This window comes from Ruegeria sp. AM5 (assembly GCF_056540645.1).
This window is the reverse complement of sequence record NZ_JBQFXC010000006.1, coordinates 1-14,393: the sequence shown is the minus strand read 5'-3', so window position 1 is coordinate 14,393 and position 14,393 is coordinate 1. Positions and strand designations below refer to the sequence as shown.

At 57.3% G+C, this 14,393-nt stretch carries 17 protein-coding genes; 10 read left to right on the top strand and 7 right to left on the bottom strand.

Annotation, left to right across the window (positions count from 1 at the left end; all coding sequences use genetic code 11):
- The first annotated feature begins 10 nt into the window (after positions 1–10).
- From ACR0AH_RS14730 to ACR0AH_RS14705, 6 genes are read left to right on the top strand one after another with little or no spacing between them, the layout of a single operon-like run.
- Positions 11–1,720, top strand: a complete 1,710-nt coding sequence (locus ACR0AH_RS14730) for a sensor histidine kinase (protein ID WP_170392597.1) — start codon at positions 11–13, stop codon at positions 1,718–1,720.
- A 3-nt stretch (positions 1,721–1,723) separates the two neighbouring features.
- Positions 1,724–2,194, top strand: a complete 471-nt coding sequence (locus tag ACR0AH_RS14725; protein WP_480567449.1) for an HPr kinase/phosphorylase — start codon at positions 1,724–1,726, stop codon at positions 2,192–2,194.
- Complete coding sequence (rapZ, locus tag ACR0AH_RS14720; protein ID WP_170508468.1) at positions 2,179–3,072, top strand: RNase adapter RapZ; 894 nt, start codon at positions 2,179–2,181, stop codon at positions 3,070–3,072. The genes ACR0AH_RS14725 and rapZ overlap by 16 nt, the downstream gene beginning before the upstream one ends.
- Positions 3,069–3,461 carry a PTS sugar transporter subunit IIA gene (locus ACR0AH_RS14715; RefSeq protein ID WP_480592508.1) on the top strand — a complete coding sequence of 131 codons (393 nt, stop codon included), beginning with the start codon at positions 3,069–3,071 and terminating at the stop codon, positions 3,459–3,461. Before rapZ ends, ACR0AH_RS14715 begins: the two co-directional genes overlap by 4 nt.
- Before the next feature lie 16 nt (positions 3,462–3,477).
- Positions 3,478–3,747: an HPr family phosphocarrier protein gene (locus ACR0AH_RS14710; protein ID WP_170392593.1), complete on the top strand. Its 270-nt coding sequence runs from the start codon at positions 3,478–3,480 to the stop codon at positions 3,745–3,747.
- A 34-nt stretch (positions 3,748–3,781) separates the two neighbouring features.
- On the top strand, positions 3,782–4,681 hold the full coding sequence (locus ACR0AH_RS14705) for a lysophospholipid acyltransferase family protein (protein ID WP_170392592.1): 900 nt from the start codon (positions 3,782–3,784) through the stop codon (positions 4,679–4,681).
- Positions 4,682–4,760: 79 nt separating this feature from the next.
- Here the strand turns inward: ACR0AH_RS14705 and ACR0AH_RS14700 are convergent, their stop codons facing one another.
- Complete coding sequence (locus tag ACR0AH_RS14700; protein WP_170392931.1) at positions 4,761–5,636, bottom strand: 3-hydroxybutyryl-CoA dehydrogenase; 876 nt, start codon at positions 5,634–5,636, stop codon at positions 4,761–4,763.
- 163 nt (positions 5,637–5,799) lie between these two features.
- Between ACR0AH_RS14700 and ACR0AH_RS14695 the strand changes: the two genes are divergently transcribed.
- The gene (locus ACR0AH_RS14695; RefSeq protein WP_480439339.1) at positions 5,800–6,618 is read left to right on the top strand and encodes a DUF6473 family protein; all 819 of its coding nucleotides are present in this window, start codon (positions 5,800–5,802) and stop codon (positions 6,616–6,618) included.
- 63 nt (positions 6,619–6,681) lie between these two features.
- Here ACR0AH_RS14695 and ACR0AH_RS14690 read toward each other — a convergent pair whose 3' ends face one another.
- The 6 genes from ACR0AH_RS14690 to ACR0AH_RS14665 all read right to left on the bottom strand — a co-directional run bounded on the left by ACR0AH_RS14690 (position 6,682) and on the right by ACR0AH_RS14665 (position 10,949).
- Positions 6,682–7,611 (bottom strand): electron transfer flavoprotein subunit alpha/FixB family protein, encoded by a 930-nt coding sequence (locus ACR0AH_RS14690; protein ID WP_170402252.1) that lies wholly within the window; start codon positions 7,609–7,611, stop codon positions 6,682–6,684.
- Positions 7,611–8,369: an electron transfer flavoprotein subunit beta/FixA family protein gene (locus tag ACR0AH_RS14685; RefSeq protein ID WP_170425241.1), complete on the bottom strand. Its 759-nt coding sequence runs from the start codon at positions 8,367–8,369 to the stop codon at positions 7,611–7,613. Before ACR0AH_RS14685 ends, ACR0AH_RS14690 begins: the two co-directional genes overlap by 1 nt.
- Before the next feature lie 185 nt (positions 8,370–8,554).
- Positions 8,555–9,127 carry a cob(I)yrinic acid a,c-diamide adenosyltransferase gene (locus ACR0AH_RS14680; protein WP_170662863.1) on the bottom strand — a complete coding sequence of 191 codons (573 nt, stop codon included), beginning with the start codon at positions 9,125–9,127 and terminating at the stop codon, positions 8,555–8,557.
- Positions 9,128–9,130: 3 nt separating this feature from the next.
- Positions 9,131–9,331 (bottom strand): twin transmembrane helix small protein, encoded by a 201-nt coding sequence (locus ACR0AH_RS14675; RefSeq protein ID WP_170392587.1) that lies wholly within the window; start codon positions 9,329–9,331, stop codon positions 9,131–9,133.
- A gap of 79 nt (positions 9,332–9,410) precedes the next feature.
- The gene (locus ACR0AH_RS14670) at positions 9,411–10,238 is read right to left on the bottom strand and encodes an SDR family NAD(P)-dependent oxidoreductase (protein WP_170392586.1); all 828 of its coding nucleotides are present in this window, start codon (positions 10,236–10,238) and stop codon (positions 9,411–9,413) included.
- Between the two features lie 69 nt (positions 10,239–10,307).
- A complete protein-coding gene (locus tag ACR0AH_RS14665; RefSeq protein WP_480592505.1) occupies positions 10,308–10,949 on the bottom strand; it encodes an SH3 domain-containing protein in 642 nt (213 codons plus the stop codon).
- A gap of 200 nt (positions 10,950–11,149) precedes the next feature.
- Here ACR0AH_RS14665 and parC point away from each other — a divergent pair, with 200 nt between their 5' ends.
- The 3 genes from parC to ACR0AH_RS14650 form a co-directional block, all read left to right on the top strand.
- Positions 11,150–13,498, top strand: a complete 2,349-nt coding sequence (parC, locus tag ACR0AH_RS14660; RefSeq protein WP_170513470.1) for a DNA topoisomerase IV subunit A — start codon at positions 11,150–11,152, stop codon at positions 13,496–13,498.
- A gap of 97 nt (positions 13,499–13,595) precedes the next feature.
- A complete protein-coding gene (locus tag ACR0AH_RS14655; RefSeq protein ID WP_480592503.1) occupies positions 13,596–14,186 on the top strand; it encodes a hypothetical protein in 591 nt (196 codons plus the stop codon).
- 116 nt (positions 14,187–14,302) lie between these two features.
- A partial coding sequence (locus ACR0AH_RS14650) for a GTP-binding protein (RefSeq protein WP_036223564.1) occupies positions 14,303–14,393 on the top strand: 91 nt, incomplete at its 3' end.

The following is a 14,393-nucleotide window of genomic DNA, read 5'->3' as shown; positions in this document are numbered from 1 at the left end:
AAGGGGTCTCGTGCGCGATACTGAACAAGCCAACCAAGTGCACGACGCAGACGTCGTTCTTGGGGATGACTGGGTCATCCCCCAAGACCCTGATGCTGCCGAGCTACAGGCCAAGCGTTCGCGACGAAACCTGTTTTCTATGCGCTATTCGCCCCTGGCGCGCAGGATCATCACCTTCAACCTCATTGCCCTTGTCATTTTGGTGGCAGGGCTGCTGTATCTGGACGACACGCGAAAAGAACGGGTTCAACAAACCGCGCAGAACCTGGTCGGTGATGCGCAACTTGTCAGCAACGTTTTTGAAACCCAGCTGCGTCAACCCTCTGCCAATGGTGCAGGCACATTGGATGTCCGTGATACGCTAGCGGGTCTCAGCTTGCCCGAAGGCGGCGAGGTTTTTGTTTATGACGGCACGGGCACTCTGATCGGTTGGACACGCGGGGCGTCCATGGCCGACAAATTGCCCAGCCTTTTGCATCAGGACGCCGACAGCGCCACTGGAAGCACTTTGATCAGCGACGCATTGAATGCGGTTTGGAATGGTGTGTCTGCGGTCTTTAGCGGTTCTTCCGAAAGCGAGGCTCCGACGCTGGCGCAACGGGTGCAGGAAATGATCCCGCAGGCGCTGAACGGCGGATTGCAAGTACAGGCCGTGCACGACGATAAAGGCAAGACGGTGATTGTCGCCGTGGCCCCGATCCTATTGGACGATACGCCTGTGGGTGCCGTTGCTATGGCGGGCCCGGCAGGCGAGATCGATGCGCTGGCCCGCAAGGAGCAAGAGCGGATCCTTCAGATGTTTGTGGTGGCACTGCTGGTCTCGATAGGTCTGAGCCTCGTTTTGGCCTCAACGATTGCCAATCCTCTTGCTGATCTGGCCGCCGCTGCCGAGATGGGCAAGGACCGCGGAGCCGGAGTGAACCCCGGACGTATCCGCATCCCGGATCTCAGTGCGCGTCCGGATGAAATCGGCCGCCTGAGCCAGGCTTTGCGCGGGATGGTCACGGCGCTTTACAACCGCATTGACGCGAACGAACAATTTGCGGCCGATGTCGCGCATGAGATCAAGAACCCACTGGCCAGCCTGCAATCCGCCGTGGGCACCATGCGCATGGTAAAACGCGATGATCAGCGCGAAAAGCTATTGGGCGTGATTGAGCATGATGTGCGGCGATTGGATCGACTGGTCAGCGATATCTCGAACGCATCGCGGCTGGACGCGGAACTGGTGAAAGAAGAAGAGCAGCCCTTTGACCTGCTCAATCTGCTTGGCAATATCAGTCAGTTTCTGGGTGAAGATGCCCGTTCGAAAGGCATCGAATATATCACAGACCTTCCCTCCGACCCCATCGTGGTCAACGGGCTCGAGGCGCGTCTGGCGCAGGTCTTTGTCAACCTGATCACCAATGCGATTTCGTTCTGCGAAGACAAAGACGCCATCCGGGTCTGGGTCCGCCGTCGTGACAACCGCGTGCTCGTGGTGGTTGAAGACACCGGTCCCGGCATTCCTGATCAGGCGCTGACCAAGATCTTCAAGCGTTTCTATTCCGAACGCCCCGAAGAGCATTTCGGCAACAATTCGGGCCTTGGATTGGCGATTTCGAAACAAATCGTCGAGGCGCATGGTGGTGTGATCTGGGCAGAAAACATCCGTCCGACCGAAGCCGATATCACCTCGGACCCGCTAGGTGCGCGGTTTGTTGTCGGGCTTCCCGTCTAGGTTATGAGGACCACCCCACTTTCTGAGATAGCGGATCAAGGGTCGGCCTGCATTCATGGGACCTGTGTTGCGGTTCAGGAAAAAGGCTTATTGATCATTGGCGCCTCGGGTACTGGCAAATCTTCTTTGGCGCTACAGATGATGGCGCTTGGGGCGCAGCTTGTCGCTGATGACCGGGTCGAATTGACCGGACAGGCCGATCACGTGATGGCAGCTGGACTTCCGCAGATCCGCGGCCTGATTGAAGCGCGCGGCATTGGGTTGCTGCGAGCTGAAGCCGCGAGGCCGGTCCGATTGGCATTTGTTGTGGATATGGACCAAGCCGAGCCTGCGCGGCTGCCTGAACCCACTGAAATTCTTGTGCTGAAGCAAACTGTTCCCTTGCTTCGGGGGGCTGGCGTGCCCAATTTGGCTGCAGGACTTATTCAACTTGTGAAAATGGGGCGCGTAGCCCCGGAATGGCCGAATACATGACAGCACAACAGCGCGTCGTTCTGATAACAGGTCCTTCCGGTGCAGGGCGATCGACCGCAATTCATGTGCTTGAAGATCTGGGGTTCGAGGCGATTGACAACCTGCCGATGGGGTTGCTGGCTCGCCTCGTCGACAATTCGGAGCCTGCGCGCCCAATGGCTTTGGGTATCGACGCGCGCAATCGCGATTTTTCAACCACCGGGTTTATCGAACTTGCCGCCAAACTGGGCCGGATGGAGAATGTCGACCTGACAATCCTCTATCTGGATTGCAGTGACGAGGTGCTGCTGCGTCGCTTCTCGGAGACCCGCCGCCGTCACCCGGTTGCGACTGATGCCAGCCCGGAAACCGGCATTTGTCAGGAAAAGGAATTGTTAGCCCCAATTCGCGAGTTTGCCGACACGCTGATCGACACCAGCGCGTTGAATGTGCATCAGCTGCGGGAAGAGGTCGAACGCTGGTTCGCCCCAAAGGGCGGGCGGCATCTGGCGGTGTCGATCGAATCCTTCTCTTACAAGCGGGGCTTGCCGCGCGGTTTGGACATGGTGTTCGATTGCCGGTTTCTGGCCAATCCATACTGGCGGCCTGAACTGCGGGATGCGGATGGTCGAAACTCGGATGTGGCGGCCTATGTTCAATCAGATGCAAACTATGGCGTCTTCTTTGACCGGGTGGTCGACCTGCTGATCGAACTGCTTCCGGCCTTCCGTGAGGAAGGCAAAGCGCACCTTTCAGTCGCATTTGGGTGCACCGGAGGGCAGCACCGCTCGGTCGCGGTGGCTGAAGCAGTTGCAAAGGCCCTTGCAGAAGGGGGGCAGCAGGTGGCAATTAGGCATCGCGAAATGGAACGACGCGCGTTGAATGTGAGGCCGGAGTGATCGGGATCGTTATTGTTGCACATGGTGGGTTGGCTCAGGAGTATCTTGCGGCCACGCAGCATGTGGTTGGAAAGCAAGCCGGACTGGTGGCCATCCCGATAGAAGCCGACCATGATCGCGAAGCGAAACAAGTTGAAATCTGCCGCGCGGCGGACGAGGTCGATATGGGCGATGGCGTCGTTGTGGTGACCGATCTGTTTGGCGGCAGCCCCTCGAATCTGAGCCTGCGCGCATGTGCGCCACAAGACCGGCGAATCCTTTACGGGGCCAACCTTCCCATGCTGATCAAACTGGCCAAAAGTCGCCACTTGCCACTGGCCGAGGCCGTGCGTTTGGCTTTGGAAGCTGGACGAAAGTACATCAATGCGCAAAATGTGACATTGGATTGACACCGGATAGATTCATATGACGACCAAGAGTTTGAAAATTATCAATGAAAAGGGCCTTCACGCCCGCGCTTCTGCCAAGCTGGTCGAGGTGGTCGAAGGCTTTGATGCGCGCGCCGAGGTGTCACGAGACGGGCTTTCTGCCTCGGGCGACAGTATCATGGGCCTTTTGATGTTGGCAGCGTCGCGCGGAAGCACTATTGACGTCGAGACGTCCGGCCCGGATGCTGAGGCGTTGGCAGAGGCTTTGGAAACATTGGTGAACGATAAGTTCGGCGAAGGGTTCTGACAGCCACGACACCAAGGACGGAAAGACAAGGCAATTGGCGGAAACCACGCACGATACCAAGACAGGTCCTGTAGTGGATCACGACACCGATCAGGGTGAAATCTACGACCGCAGAACCCTGACCTACGCCAACTCGTTTGACGATGCCTGGACGTCTACGGCCATTCGCGCCATCGAATGGTGCACAGGCAAGCTGACCATCTTGCGCATGGTCAACAAGTTCGAGAAGCAGAACGAACGCTATCGAGGTCAGAAGTTCTGGGGCGGTGCGCTCAAGACCATGGGTATCGAGCTGACAACCCCAGCCGAACAGATCGCCCGCATCCCAAAAGAAGGCCCCGTAGTGGTCGTCGCGAACCATCCGCACGGCATGGTTGATGGCATGATCTTCGCTGAACTCATCGGTCGGGTCCGCAGTGACTATCGCATCCTGACCCGCTCAGTCCTGACTGGGTTGGATGAAGCTGCGACCTCATTCATGATCCCGGTGCCGTTCCCGCATGATCCTGAAGCGCAGGCCAAGATGCTCGAGATGCGCAGCAAGACGATGAAACATCTGGCAGATGGGGGCGTTGTCGCGTTATTCCCGTCAGGTGTTGTGATGTCTTCGGATGATTGGTTCGGACCAGCCATCGAGCGGGAGTGGAATGTCTTCACCGCGAAGATGATCCGTAGGTCGGGTGCCAAGGTCGTGCCGATCTTCTTCCCTGGCAGCAACTCGCGCTGGTATCAAATTGCCAACCGGATATCGCCCATCCTGCGCCAGGGCCTACTGCTGCACGAAATCGTCCGATCCTGCAATAGGCCCCAGTCGCCGGTGATCGGTGACCCGATTTCGGATAAAGACATGGACCTGCTGGAACGCGACCCCCGCGGTTTCATGGCATGGCTCCGTGATCACACCATGGCGCTGGGCAAGACGCTCAAATCCTGATCCGCCCCTTCATCTGGCCAAAAATATCTCGGGAGTGAATTGAGCCATAGGCTCAAGAGAGGGCTGGCCCTCTCAGATTCTACCGTGTGGGTACCGGAACCTCGCCTCGATAATCATAAAACCCGCGTTCGGTTTTGCGTCCCAGCCATCCGGCTTCGACATATTTCGTCAACAGCGGGCAGGGACGATACTTGGTGTCTGCCAGTCCGTCATGTAACACGTTCATGATCGCCAGACAGGTATCCAAGCCGATGAAGTCCGCTAGTTCCAATGGGCCCATAGGGTGGTTTGCGCCCAGTTTCATCGATTGGTCAATGGACTGCACATTCCCGACACCTTCATACAATGTGTAAACCGCCTCATTGATCATGGGCATCAGAATGCGATTCACGATAAAGGCCGGAAAATCTTCGGCGCTGGCTGAGGTTTTGCCAAGCCGGTCCACTACGGCTTTACAGGAATTAAAGGTTGCTTCATCGGTGGCGATGCCCCGGATCAACTCGACGAGCTGCATCACTGGGACCGGGTTCATGAAGTGGAATCCCATGAAACGTTCGGGCCGGTCGGTGCGGCTGGCCAGCCGGGTAATTGAGATCGACGAAGTGTTCGATGTCAGGATCGTATGTGGCTGTAGGTGCGGCAACAGGTCTTCAAAGATTGCCTGTTTCACCGTTTCCCGCTCGGTCGCGGCTTCGATTACAAGATCGGTCTGCCCCAAATCCGGCAGATTCAGCGTCGTCGTGATCCGACCCAACGCGGATTTCACTGCATCATCCGAGATTTTGCCGCGCGACGCTTGACGCGCCAGGTTGGTTTCAATGGTTGCCATCGCGCTGTTTAGCGCGTCCTGGCTGACATCGTTCAGTAGAACATCATACTCTGCCAACGCCATAACATGAGCAATCCCGTTGCCCATCTGTCCAGCGCCGATCACTCCGACTGATTTTACGTCCATTTGTTCGATGCCCTTGTTCGCAGAATATGGCGACATTATCGGCAGTTCCCTATGGGCGGCAAGGGGACGGGGACAGTCAATTTCGCTTCAAATGCGCGCATTAGGACTTTCTCAAGACTTGCGGCGGCAAAATGGCGGTTGGGTGAATATTTGGGTGAGTGTGATGAGCTATCAATCGATCAATGCGGTCCATTCCGAGGAAACGACGTGCGAATATGAAAATTCCAAACTACGTTTCAGGGGCCCTCAAAGGGCGTTGAACAACCCCTATGTGGCATGTTTGGGGGGCGAAGAGACTTTTGGCCGTTTCGTAGAAACCCCCTTTCCCAATGAGTTGGAACGTCGTCTGGATCGTCGATGCCTCAACCTTGGCAGCCTGTTCTGCGGTGTCGAAGCGTTGACGCAGGACAAAGGGCTACTGGAGATCGCAAACCGGTCTGATGTCTGCGTCCTGCAGTTACCCGGCATGCTGGGGCTATCGAACCGATTCTACCGGGTGCACCCACGACGCAATGACCGTTTCGTTGCGCCAAATACCGATCTGGTTGCGCTGTATCCCGAAGAAGATTTTACGGATGTCCATTTTGTACAGCACTTGCTGAACCGCCTGTCGTCACGCTCGGATGCCCGTATTGAACTTGTGGAACAAGAGTTGCGCAATGTCTGGATCGAAAAGCTCGGCAAGTTTCTTGCAGAAGTAGGCCCGCCCGTCCTGCTTTTGCATCTGCAAGTGGAGAGAAGCGATTTGGATTCGACACCGGGTGTCGGCTTTGCAATCAACCCCGAGATGATTGAGCCTTTGGGGCCCCATTGTACGGATATTTTGTCCTTGCAGGTTCAGGTGTCCGGCGTATCCGATGAGCTTGAAGACATGTTGTTTGGCACCCTGCAACAACCGATTGCCGAGCATATGATCGGCCCAGCCACACATCGCAATATCGCTGGCTCACTTGCCCAAGTGATCAACGACCTGGGCGTATAAACAGCAAAGGCCCGCCAGTGGCGGGCCTTCTAAGATTTTTCGTCGAGAAATCTTTGTCTGAAATCAGCCGAGTTTTTCGGTGAGTTCCGGCACGGCCTGGAACAGGTCTGCGACCAGACCGAAGTCTGCGACCTGGAAGATCGGCGCTTCTTCGTCCTTGTTGATCGCAACGATGACCTTGGAGTCCTTCATGCCCGCCAGGTGCTGGATCGCACCCGAGATGCCGACTGCAACATACAGGTCAGGGGCAACAACTTTACCGGTCTGACCCACCTGCCAGTCGTTCGGGGCGTAGCCCGAGTCAACTGCGGCGCGTGAGGCACCAACGGCGGCTCCCAGCTTATCGGCCAGGCCTTCGATCAGTTTGAAGTCGTCTTCCGAGCCAACACCACGGCCACCCGAAACAACAACACCAGCCGAAGTCAGTTCAGGACGGTCGCTTTCAGCAACCTTGTCCTCGACCCACGACGACAGTCCGGGGTTTTCGCCGACCGAGATGGTCTCGACCGCCGCCGAACCACCTTCGCCCGCCGCATCGAAGCTGGCGGTCCGGATGGTCACGACTTTCTTGGCGTCGTTCGATTTCACGGTCTGGATCGCGTTACCCGCGTAGATCGGACGCTCGAAAGTGGTGGCATCGACCACGCCAGACGCGTCCGAGATCACCATCACGTCCAGCAGGGCTGCAACGCGCGGCATCACGTTCTTGGCGTCGGTGGTGGCAGGGGCAACGATATGCTCGTACCCATCGGCCAGACCCACGATCAGGGCTGCGGTCGATTCCGCCAAGCGATGACCCAGCGAGGCGTCTTCGGCCACCAGAACCTTGGATACGCCATCGATCTTGGCAGCAGCCTCACCAGCAGCAGCGGCAGAACCACCTGCGGCCAGAACGGTGATGTCGCCCAGCGATTTGACAGCCGCTACGGTCTTGGCGGTGGCGTCAACCGACAGCTCACCATTGTTAACCTCTGCGAGAAGAAGAACAGCCATTACACAGCCCCCGCTTCTTTGAGTTTCTCGACCAGCTCATCAACCGAGCCCACGATGATACCTGCGGCGCGTGCCGGCGGCTCTTCGGTCTTGACGATTTCCAGACGCGGCGTGACGTCGACGCCATAATCGGCGGCGGTTTTTTCATCCAGCGGCTTTTTCTTCGCCTTCATGATGTTCGGCAGCGACGCATAGCGCGGCTCGTTCAGGCGCAGGTCAACGGTGACGATGGTCGGCATTTTGACAGAGATGGTCTGCAGACCGCCGTCAACCTCACGGGTGATCTTGGCGGTGTCGCCTTCGATGTCCAGCTCGGACGCGAAGGTGCCTTGCGACCAGCCCAGCAGGGCCGACAGCATCTGGCCGGTAGCGTTCATGTCGTTGTCGATCGCCTGCTTGCCCGCCAGAACGATGCCCGGCTGCTCTTCTTCGACCACTTTGGCGAGGATCTTGGCAACGGCAAGCGGTTCGATGTCCTGATGCACGTCATCCGCCGCGACAACCAGAATGGCGCGGTCGGCGCCCATGGCCAGTGCGGTCCGCAGGGTTTCCTGCGACTGTTTCACACCGATCGAAACGGCAACAACCTCATCGGCCTTGCCCGCCTCTTTCAGGCGGATCGCCTCTTCCACGGCAATTTCGTCGAACGGGTTCATCGACATTTTTACATTGGCGAGATCAACGCCGCTGCCGTCCGCTTTCACACGAACTTTCACGTTGTAGTCAATCACGCGCTTGACAGGCACAAGTACCTTCATTTTTGCGTATGCTCCTTACAAAAACGGCAAGCCGCGCAGCGACTCCACCAATGCTCTCGCTGGCCTAGATAGCGAGTCGTGATGCCTCGCAACAGAGCAAAATCGTCACGTCATGGTTTCGAGACGTCGCGTTTTGTCATTTTTTGGACCAGAAACGAAATTTAGTTTCCCGACGGCAGGCGCGATCACCGGTTTGCACCGGGAATCCAGAGCACATCATCGTGCCCGCCGTTGTTGGCACAGCGCGCCGCGACAAAGAACCAATCGCTCAGGCGGTTGAGGTATTTGACAGCCGCCTCATTGACCGGTTCCATGTTTGTCAGCTCAACCGCCAACCGCTCGGCCCGGCGCGAAACTGTTCTGCACACATGCAGATGCGCGGCCAAACGTGAGCCACCGGGCAGGATAAAACTGCGCAGGGGCTGGAGCGCTTCGTTCATCGCGTCGATCTCGGCTTCAAGCCGGTCGATCTGAGCGGAAACGATACGCAGGGGCGGGTAGTCGGCCTCGGCATCCTTATCCATGTCGGGGCGGCAGAAATCGGCACCCAGATCAAACAGGTCATTCTGGATACGGGACAAGGCGGCTTCGACTTCTCCGTCTGCTTCGGTCCGTGCCACGCCGACAAAGGAATTAAGCTCATCCACAGTGCCATAGGCCGCGACACGCCCGGAATATTTGGCGACGCGCTCGCCATTGCCCAGAGCGGTTTTCCCATCATCGCCGGTGCGCGTGTAAATCTTGTTGAGAACAACCATGCCTTACCCTCCCTGCCCACGCAGATAGACGTAAAGTACGATCAGCAGCACCGCGATGAACTGAAACAGGATACGCAGGCGCATCAGCTTGTTGCTTTTCAGCGCGGCCTCTTTGCCGGGTTTTCCAAAATTGGCAATGCCCATCACCAGCACGACGACGACCGCCGCCATGGCCAGAAGCAGTATGACCATCGTCAGGTCCATAGCTCACCGTCCGTGTTTGTTCAGTTGTTGAGCCGTCATCTAGCGTTGATAGCGGCAAAAGCGAACAGGTAATTTCGCCTCATATGTCCGAGAGGATGCGATCAATGGCCCGGGTAGGCAGAATACGGCGCAGATATCCGGCGATATAGGTGGGCGTCGTCACATAGTATCGCGGACGTGGGCGCTTGGATTCAACCGCATGCGCCAATTTGGCGGTAACAGCCGAGGCAGGCAGTTCGAACTTGTCAGGTCCGGAGGATTCGTAGAGGCGTTTCAGCAGCGTATCCTCGTATCTCTGTCGCAGGGCTGAGCTTTTCCAGTCAATAAAGCGTTCGAAGACAGGGATCGCGTTCACACGGATCTTCGAGGTGACCGGGCCTGGTTCGATCAGGATGACCTTGATGTCGGTGTCTCGTAGCTCTAGGCGCAAGGTATCGGTCAGGCCTTCGATGGCGTATTTGGTGGCGACGTATGCCCCGCGCCAGGGAAACGCGACCAGTCCCAACACTGATGAGTTCTGCACGATGCGTCCATGGCCCTGAGCCCGCATCACGGGAATCACTTGCCGGGTCAGTTCGTGCCAGCCAAATACGTTGGTCTCGAAAATTAGGCGAAGCCCTTCGATTGGGACATCTTCAACCGCGCCGGGAAGGCCGTGAGCGCCATTGTTGAACAACGCATCCAGCGTGCCACCGGTCGCGTCCAAAACCTGCTGCAGGCCTGAGGTAATGCTATCGGAATCGGTATAGTCGATCAGCGGGCTGTCGAAACCCTGTGCCCGTAGCCGATCACAGTCACGCTGTTGACGGCATGAGGCAAAAACGCGCCAACCGCGCGCGCGCATCCCGTGCGCCGCGTCCAGACCGATCCCGGATGAGCAGCCTGTGATCAGAATTGATTTCTGCATATTGCCCCCGCCTGTGTATTTCGCCCATAGCTATGGCGAGCTTTAGGTCAGGACAATGACACAGTTGCGTCAGTTTGTTGGTTTCCGAACCAGTGAGGCAGAAATCCAACCCACCCGCTGATCAGGGTATAACCGCAACCGCAGCCAGCCGGTGCCGGAATCACTGAGAACCTCAACGCGCTGGCCAAGTTTGGCTTTGGCGATGATGGGGTAAATCGTTCCGGGCCCATCGCGCATATTGACCCGCGTGCCCGAGATTTCGCGGATATCTTTCTCGGGCTCGATGACCTGATTCACAGGTGTGATGTCATCCTGCACCTCGGCCTCGACCTGCAACAGTCCGGCGGCTCCGTCTTCAAGCGAAGCCAGAGTAAAGCTGACGCCGTTCTCGTCAAATGCAGAGAACTGAGACAGTGGATCGTTGGTGACTTGTGACAGGACGACTGCGGCATCCTCCTCTACTTGTGGCTCGGGCTGAGCGCGCACCTGTACAATGCGCGCGGCAACGTTGGTCACAAGGTCTTCAGCCCGAGGTGCGTGGTCGTCTTTAGCCCGAGGTGCGTGGTCGGATGCAGGCTCATGTTCTGGCACAGAGGCAACGCGAACCGGTTGCTCGGTGCGGGTGCCCCGCGGTTCGAAATCCGGGCCCCCGCTCATCACATAGAAGCTCCAGCCGAGCATGGCGAAAGTGATAACAATAACACGCTTCATGGCGCACCCCCTGGCAATCGTAACATCAATAAAAGGCAGCAGTCTTAATGTTCGAAACCCTACCATAGATTCAGCTTCGAGTCGAAAAGCGGGGGAAATCCGATACTTGCCTCCCCCTGTTGCAAAAAGCCCGACTTGTCCCCAGCAAAATATGCGCCGATTGCTTTACCCGCGCGCGCTTGCGTCGTATCACATCATGTATGAACGATACGATCGACGACCCCAATATGGAGACCCCTGACAATGGGGGCGAGGTAGCCGAGCCGCTGCGCCGCGCAATTGGCGAGCGCTACCTGACCTACGCGCTTTCCACCATCATGCACCGCGCTTTGCCAGATGCGCGCGATGGATTGAAGCCGGTTCACCGGCGAATCCTCTACGCGATGCGCGAGTTGCGACTCAGTGCGACGGGCGGTTTCCGTAAGTCAGCGAAAATCTCTGGCGACGTGATGGGTAACTATCACCCTCATGGCGACGCGGCGATTTACGACGCAATGGCGCGCTTGGCACAGGACTTCAACGTCCGATATCCACTGGTCGACGGGCAGGGGAATTTTGGCAATATCGACGGCGATAATCCGGCGGCCTCTCGATACACCGAGGCGCGGATGACCATCGTGGCCGAAGCCCTGTTGGAAGGGTTGAACGAAGACGCTGTCGATTTCCGCGACAACTATGACGGCACACTGACCGAACCGGTCGTGTTGCCCGCACAGTTCCCGAATCTACTGGCCAATGGCGCCAGCGGTATCGCGGTGGGCATGGCGACAAATATCCCGCCGCATAATATTTCCGAGCTGTGCGACGCTTGTCTGCATCTGATCAAGACGCCGGATGCGCGTGACGATACGCTATTGAATTATGTTCCCGGCCCGGATTTTCCGACCGGCGGCGTCATTGTCGAGCCGCCCGAAAATATCGCTCAGGCCTACCGCACCGGGCGTGGATCCTTCCGGCTGCGCTGTAAATACGAGGTTGAAGATCTAGGGCGTGGCCAGTGGCAGATCATCGTCACCGAGATTCCCTATCAGGTTCAGAAATCCAAGCTGATCGAAAAGATCGCGGAACTGATCCAGACCAAGAAGATCCCGATCCTCGCCGATGTCCGCGACGAATCCGCTGATGACATCCGCCTGATCCTTGAACCACGTTCCAAGAATGTGGACCCCGAGGTGCTGATGGGCATGCTCTATCGCAACTCGGACCTTGAGGTGCGCTTCAGCCTCAACATGAACGTGCTGATCGACGGGGTGACGCCTAAGGTCTGTTCGATGAAGGAAGTGCTGCGCGCGTTCCTTGATCACCGGCAAGAGGTGCTGATCAGGCGGTCGCGTCACCGCATGGCCAAGATCGACCACCGCCTTGAGGTATTGGAGGGCTTTATCGTCGCCTTCCTGAACCTCGACCGGGTGATCGATATCATCCGCTACGACGACGACCCCAAGGCCGCTCTGATGCGCGAAGATTGGGGCATCGATCACGTCCGCGCAACCGATGAGTCCGATTATGTCTCGCCGAAGCCGGGTGAGGGCGAACTGTCCGAGGTGCAGGTCGATGCAATCCTCAACATGCGCCTGCGCAGCTTGCGCCGTCTGGAAGAGATGGAACTGGTACGCGAACGTGACGAACTGATGCTGGAACGCGCCAACCTCGAAGACCTGCTGGCCGACCCCGCCCTGCAATGGGCCAAGATCGCCGAGCAACTCAAAGAGACCAAGAAGACCTTCGGCAAAGACTATGAAGGCGGCGCGCGCCGGACACAATTTGCCGAGGCAGGTCAGGTCGAGGAAGTGCCGCTTGAGGCGATGATCGACAAGGAACCGATCACGGTCGTCTGCTCTCAGATGGGTTGGATCAGGGCAATGACCGGCCATATCGATCTGAAGCGCGAGTTGAAGTTCAAAGATGGTGACGGCCCGCGTTTCATTTTCCACGCGGAAACTACGGACCGCCTGCTGGTCTTTGCGTCAAATGGCCGATTCTATACCGTCAGCGCCGCTAACCTGCCTGGCGGGCGTGGCATGGGCGAACCGCTACGTCTGATGGTCGACCTGCCGAACGAGGCGCAGATTATCGACATCCTGATCCACAAACCGGGGCGCAAGCTGCTTGTGGCCTCAGATGCGGGCAACGGCTTTATGGTGCCGGAAGATGACGTTCTGGCGCAGACCCGGAATGGCAAACAGGTGCTGAACGTCAAAGGAGACGAGACGGCGATGATCTGTAAGCCGGTTGAGGGCGATCATGTTGCTGTCGTCTCGCAGAACGGGAAATTCCTAGTGTTCCCGACAGAGGAACTGCCCGAGATGACCCGTGGTAAGGGTGTCCGCTTGCAGAAGTACAACATGGCGCGTGGACGGCAGGGCACACTGGAATTGGATGGTGGGTTATCCGATATCACCACCTTCAACTGGGAAGAGGGCCTGAAATGGTCCATGGGCGGCGACAAAACCCGGCACGAGGCAGATATGTCCCAATGGTTGGCCAAGCGTGCGGGTGTTGGGAAAAAAGCACCTTATGGCTTTCCGAGGGATTACAAGTTCTCGTGATATGCTGTCCGCTTGGTGAAAATCTGCCGATACGGCTTGGCACAACCCGTATCGGTGCGCTACATCCAAAGAAAACAGGCCTATCGAGACGAGAGACATGCTGCGCATTCTGACACTGATCACCGGGTTGGCCCTGATGGGCGCATGCACCCAAACGCAGGTTTATGAAGACCCCGAGTCGCTGGGTGAATTCAAGCTACGCGTGAATTATGCCTTTGCGGAAAAGGCCGTTCAGGGACCGGTTTCGCGGGATGCTACGCCGGATGAATGGACCAAAGCGATCCAGAATGCAGTGGACATCAGGCTTGGCCGGTATGAAGGTTCACAGGAATACGACATTGGCATCAGTCTCGAGGGCTACATGTTGGCACCTCCGGGAATTCCTGTGATTTACAACCCCAAAAGCACCGCCATCGTTCTGGTAAACGTCTATGACGTTGAAAAGAAAGAGTTCCTTGCTAAAGGCAAGCAGTTTCAGGTGCTCGAAGATACCACCGGTGAAAGCGCCCTTACAGGATCAGGAAATGCGCGCACCCGAGAAGAACAGATGAACGGTCTGGCCTTGAAGGTTGCCGACCGGGTTGAGGAGTGGCTGGCCGAAGAGCACAAGGATGATGGCTGGTTTGACAAGCGTCCCAGCTTGATCCAGCCGCTTGAAACTGAAGCTGGCACACAAAATCCGGCGTGATGGATGCATTTCCCTCAGGATGTGCTTGATTTTCCCCCCTGAACCAAATATCTCGCGCGCGCAGATGTAACCACGGGACCAAGGGTCCCCCAAATTGCAAAAAGGGCGCCTGAGGAATGGCAAAGGAAAAGTTTGAGCGTAATAAGCCGCACGTCAACATCGGCACGATTGGCCACGTTGACCACGGCAAGACCACGCTGACCGCAG